6 protein-coding genes and 1 pseudogene are annotated in these 4,856 nt (G+C 72.6%); 6 read left to right on the top strand and 1 reads right to left on the bottom strand.

The window, feature by feature from the left end:
- The 6 genes from AB0C29_RS33905 to AB0C29_RS33880 form a co-directional block, all read left to right on the top strand.
- A partial coding sequence (locus AB0C29_RS33905) for a hypothetical protein (RefSeq protein WP_360829005.1) occupies positions 1-574 on the top strand: 574 nt, incomplete at its 5' end.
- Positions 575-637: 63 nt separating this feature from the next.
- The gene (locus tag AB0C29_RS33900) at positions 638-1,630 is read left to right on the top strand and encodes an RNA polymerase subunit sigma-70 (RefSeq protein WP_360829002.1); all 993 of its coding nucleotides are present in this window, start codon (positions 638-640) and stop codon (positions 1,628-1,630) included.
- A complete protein-coding gene (locus AB0C29_RS33895; protein ID WP_360828999.1) occupies positions 1,627-2,076 on the top strand; it encodes a DUF6069 family protein in 450 nt (149 codons plus the stop codon). The genes AB0C29_RS33900 and AB0C29_RS33895 overlap by 4 nt, the downstream gene beginning before the upstream one ends.
- 36 nt (positions 2,077-2,112) lie before the next feature.
- A complete protein-coding gene (locus tag AB0C29_RS33890; RefSeq protein WP_360828996.1) occupies positions 2,113-2,604 on the top strand; it encodes a hypothetical protein in 492 nt (163 codons plus the stop codon).
- Positions 2,601-3,500: a LysR family transcriptional regulator gene (locus AB0C29_RS33885; RefSeq protein ID WP_360828993.1), complete on the top strand. Its 900-nt coding sequence runs from the start codon at positions 2,601-2,603 to the stop codon at positions 3,498-3,500. The genes AB0C29_RS33890 and AB0C29_RS33885 overlap by 4 nt, the downstream gene beginning before the upstream one ends.
- Before the next feature lie 74 nt (positions 3,501-3,574).
- Positions 3,575-4,306 carry a class I SAM-dependent methyltransferase gene (locus tag AB0C29_RS33880; protein ID WP_360828990.1) on the top strand — a complete coding sequence of 244 codons (732 nt, stop codon included), beginning with the start codon at positions 3,575-3,577 and terminating at the stop codon, positions 4,304-4,306.
- Between the two features lie 15 nt (positions 4,307-4,321).
- Here AB0C29_RS33880 and AB0C29_RS33875 read toward each other — a convergent pair.
- Positions 4,322-4,856, bottom strand: a pseudogene (locus AB0C29_RS33875) (hypothetical protein); the annotation flags it as partial.

Genomic DNA, 4,856 nt, shown 5'->3' with positions numbered 1-4,856 from the left:
CGCGGAGCTGATCTGGTGGCGCGACGACGACAAGGTGCCGGTGGGCGGCGATCTGACCGAGGGGACCTGGCAGCTGCGCACCCCGGACGGCGCGGCGGTCCGGGCCGGCCGGCTGGACACCCGGGCCCTGATCCCCGGTACGGCCAAGCGGGTCCAGCTGCCCTACCGGCTCAGCGACGGCTGCCTCGGCCTGCGGGTCTGGGACCGGCCCGTGTACGCCGAGATCGCCACCGTGCTGATCGACGCGGACGGCCTGCGGATCGAGGGCCGCCTGGTCGGCGCCGAGCCCGCCGAACCGGTGCTGGAGCTGCGGAGCACCGCGACCCGGGAGCTGCCGGGCTCGGTCACCGACGCGGGCTTCGCCGTACGGATCGACGCCCTGCCGGCCGGCACCTGGCAGCTCTGGCTGCGCTATGCGCCGGGGGAGCCCGCAGTCCGGCTCGGCCGGTTCCTGGACGACGTGGCCCGCAAGGACACCGCGTACGTGTTCCCGCCCATCACCACCGGCGGCGTCACGATGCAGCCGCACTACGACGCGAACAACGAGTTCTCGATCCGCGTGACCCGCCGTTGATGAGTTTTCCCGCTCTCGGCCGTCATACCTGCGAAGGGGCTGCCGAGACGGAAGGGTGACGTCATGGGTGTGGACGTGTTGGAGGAGCTGGGCGTGAGCGGGCTGGGAGAGGTCAGCGAGCCGGCATTCTCCGGGCTGGTCGAGCGGCACCGGCGGGAATTGCATGTGCACTGCTATCGCATGCTCGGGTCGTTCGAGGATGCCGAGGACGCCGTGCAGGAGGCGTTCCTGCGGGCCTGGCGGCGGCGGGAGACGTTCGAGGGACGGTCGACCTTCCGGGCCTGGCTGTACCGGATCGCCACCAACGCCTGCCTCGACCTGCTGGCCAAGCGGCGCCCGGAGCCGGCGACCGGTGGCGAGGTGCGGTGGCTGCAGCCGTACCCGGACCGGCTGCTCGACGAACTGCCCGCGGGCGACGGGGACGGGCCGGAGGCCGTGGCGGTCGCGCGGGAGACGATCGAGCTGGCGTACGTGGTCGCGGTCCAGCACCTCGCGCCGCGCCCGCGGGCCGCGCTGATCCTGCGCGACGTGCTCGGCTGGCCGGCCAAGGACGTCGCGGAGCTGCTCGGCGACTCGGTCAACTCGGTGAACAGCGCCTTGCAGCGGGCCCGGGCCGGCATGCGGGAGCACCTGCCCGCCGAGCGGCAGGACTGGACCGGCGGCGAGGAGGACGCGCAGACGCGCGAGCTCGTACGCCGCTTCACCGACGCCAGCGTGACCTCGGACATCGACCAGCTCGCCGCCCTGCTGCGCGACGACGTCCGCTGCTCGATGCCACCCACCCCGGGCCTGTACGTGGGCCGCGACGCGGTCATGAACAACTGGGTCGAGGACGGCTTCGAGGGCATGACGGGCCTGCGCGCCGTCCGTACCGCGGTGAACCGGCAGCCCGCCTTCGCCTTCTACCACTGGCGGGAGCAGGAGGGCGCGTACCTGCCGCTGACGCTCGACGTCCTGCGCATCAGCGGCGGGGCGATCACCGAGATCATCACCTTCCACGACGACCAATTCCCACGGCTCGGGCTGCCGGAGCGTCTGCCGGCGGAGACGGCATGACCAGCCGGGACGACCTCGGGGTCGTCGCCCGCCCGGCCTCGGCCGGCCGTAGCCACCGAATCCGCGGGCTCGTCGGCACCGGCCTGGTCGCCACGCTCGCGGCGACGGTGGTCACCACGCTCGCCGCGGCGCTCGCCCGGGCCGCCGGCGTCGGCTTCGCGATCCCCGACGGTGGCGAGACGATCCCGTTGTCCGGCTTCGCCGTGGTGACCGGCTTCTTCTCGATCGTGGGCGTGGTGATCGCCGCCGCCCTGCTGCGCTGGAGCGCTCGTCCCGCCGATTGGTTCCTGTGGACGGCAGGGTCGCTGACCGTGATCTCTCTGATCCCGCCCCTCATCTCCGGGGCGGACACCAGCACGATCGCCGCTCTGCTCGGCCTGCACCTCGTCCCCGCGGCGGTGATGATCCCGACGCTGGCCCGGAGCCTGCGCAGCCGCACCGACTGAGGACCGGGCAACGGGACGGCGCAGTACGATCCGGCCGTGGACATCGACAGCGTCGTGGCAACAGCCGAGGAACTGGCCACCCGCCAGTTCCTCGGTGTGCCGGACGACTCTGGTCACTGGCTGGAGGGGGTGGCCCACACCGGCACACGGGCCGCCTTCGAGCCGATCGCGGTCTTCGCGAGCCTGCACGAGACGCCCGCGGACTACGACGGAACCGCCTGGCGGCTGTGGGAAGAGGCGTACGACCGCTTCGAGCAGCATCGGCAGGACGCGGTCGTCGCGCTGACGGCACGGTGGGGGCCTCCGCAGCCGTACTCGTTCCGGTCCGAGTACGAACGGGTGCTGGCGGGCGACGAGAGCGTCTCCACGCTCGACTACGACCTCGCCATGTTCACCGGCGGCGAGCCGTTCCCGGCCTGGTCGCACGACGGGCGGATCGTCGGGCTGCTGCTCGGCCAGATGGACAAGGAGTTCCCGATCGTGCTGACCCTCGCGGCTGTGGCGACAGCCGATCGGGGCGATCCGTGACCGCGGTCGAGCTGCGGCATCTGGTCACCATGGCCGCGATCGCCGATGAGGGCTCGTTCGGCCGGGCCGCCACCCGACTCGGTTACACCCAGTCCACGATCAGTCAGCAGATCGCCGCGCTGGAGAAGGCCGTCGGTGGCCCGGTGTTCGACCGGCCCGGCGGCCCCCGGCCGGTGCGGATCACCCCGCTCGGCGCCGTGGTGCTCGAACACGGCCGCGACCTACTGGCCCGGGCCGAGGCGTTGGCCGACGCGGTCGACCGGTTCCGGGCCGGTGCCGGCCGGATCGACATCGGCATCTTCCAGAGCATGTCCAACGCCATGCTGCCGGTCGTCGTGCGCCGGCTGCGCGACGAGCACCCCGACTGCGACATCCGGATGACCGAGGAGATACCAGGCCGGCCTCCCCGGATCGACGAGCTCGACCTGCTGTTCTACGACGGCCTGCTCGACGGCGACGTCGACCACGTCAAGCTGCTCGACGACCGGTACGTGCTCGTGGCCCGCCCCGGCACGTTTCCCGACGGCCCGGTCCGGGTCGAACAGCTCGACGGCCGGCCCCTGGTCGCCTACCCGCCGGTCTGCGATCAGCCCCGGATGGAGCTGGCCCTCGCGCGGGCCGGCGCCCGCCCGCGGATCGTCTTCCGCAGCGGCGGCGACGACACGATCCTGTCGATGGTGCGGGCCGGGATGGGGTCGGCGGTGCTGCCCTGGCTGGCCGTGCACGGATCCGGCGTCGCGGCCGACGAGCGGCTCCGCGTGCACGAACTGCGGCCGGCGCTGCCGCCCCGCGAAATCTTCCTGCTCTGGCAGGCCGGCCGCAGCCACTCACCGCTCGCCGCGCGGGCGATCGACATCGCTGTCGAGGCGGCCGCGGACCTGAGCACGCGAATGTGAGATCGGCCGGAGCGATCACTTCGATCGGAAACAATCGCTTTTGTCGATGATGATGCCGCTCTAGCGTCAGCATCATGACGACGATGTCCGACCTGTTCGACTACGACGCCGAACTGCGTCTGTACAACGAGCACTTCCGCGCCGCGGCCCGCGTCGGCTCCGGCGACCGGGTGCTCGACATCGGCTGCGGCACCGGCCAGACCACCCGGGAGGCCGCCCGCGCCGCCGTCGACGGGAGCGCGACCGGCGTCGACCTCTCCGCACCGATGCTCGCCCAGGCCCGCCGGCTCAGCCACGACGAGGGCCTGCGCAACGTCAGCTACCAGCAGGCGGATGCCCAGGTCCACCGCTTCCCACCGGCGACTTTCGACCTCTGCGTCAGCCGGTTCGGCACGATGTTCTTCGCCGACCCGGTCGCCGCATTCACCAACATCGGGCAGGCTTTGCGCCCCTCGGCGCGGCTGGTGCTGCTGGTCTGGCAGGGCCGCGACCGCAATGAGTGGGCCACCGAGATCCCGTGGACCCCCACCTCCGCGTCAGCGTTCTCTCTCGCCGACCCCACCGGCACGGAAGGCATCCTGACGGCGGCCGGCTTCACGGAGGTCAGCTTCACCGACGTGCACGAGCCGGTCTACTACGGCCCGGACAGCGCCGCCGCCTTCGATGCCGTGCGGCGCCTGTGGAAAGTGCCGGCCGCCGAGCCGGCGCTCACGCGGTTGCGCACCGTTCTCGACGCCCACCGCACGGACGACGGCGTGTGGTTCGACTCCCGCGCCTGGATCGTCACGGCCCGGCGCGGTCGCTGAGGACAACCGAAGGCCTCAGGAATCGGCGAGGACGACTTCCTGCGCCGGTTCCACGGCCGGCGGCGACGGGTCCACCGGGTCCGGCTCGTCCGGCGGGTCCGTCGGCTCGACCGGAGGCTGGGTGGTGGCCGGCGGGTCAGTCGGCTCCGGCTCCGGCTCCGTCGTGGTCGGCGGCGGGTCGCTGGGCGGCGTCGTGTGGGGCTTGGTCGGGCGGGTCGTCGGCCTGGTGGTCGGAGCCTCGCTCGTCGGCTTGGGCTTCGGCTTCGAATACTGCGGCGGCGTCGTGGCCTCGCGGGTCCAGGTGTCGGTGACCCGGCGGACCGGACGATCACTGTCGTCCTGCGGAACGTCGGGCACCGGCTGGGTCGAGGTCGGGGTCGGGACCGGGGTGGTGATGGGTCGCGGAGCCGGGGGTACGGGCGCACCGTCGACGGCGGCCTCCGCCGGCCGGCCGGCCGGGGTTGCGTAACCGTTGGCCACCTGGAGCCCGATGATGCTCGCGAACGCGGCGGCCACCGCGATCGACGCCGTGATGGCCGCGCGGCTGCGG

Source organism: Actinoplanes sp. NPDC048791, from assembly GCF_040650095.1.
Lineage (GTDB): Bacteria > Actinomycetota > Actinomycetes > Mycobacteriales > Micromonosporaceae > Actinoplanes.
Note: the sequence above shows the minus strand (reverse complement) of the source record. Positions and strands in the feature narration are given on the sequence as shown.

Bases quoted from the DNA above. Each gene is read 5' to 3' on its own strand.
- AB0C29_RS33900 (WP_360829002.1), top strand. From the start codon at position 638: ATGGGTGTGGACGTGTTGGAGGAGCTGGGCGTGAGCGGGCTGGGAGAG.
- AB0C29_RS33880 (WP_360828990.1), top strand. From the start codon at position 3,575: ATGACGACGATGTCCGACCTGTTCGACTACGACGCCGAACTGCGTCTG.
- AB0C29_RS33895 (WP_360828999.1), top strand. From the start codon at position 1,627: ATGACCAGCCGGGACGACCTCGGGGTCGTCGCCCGCCCGGCCTCGGCC.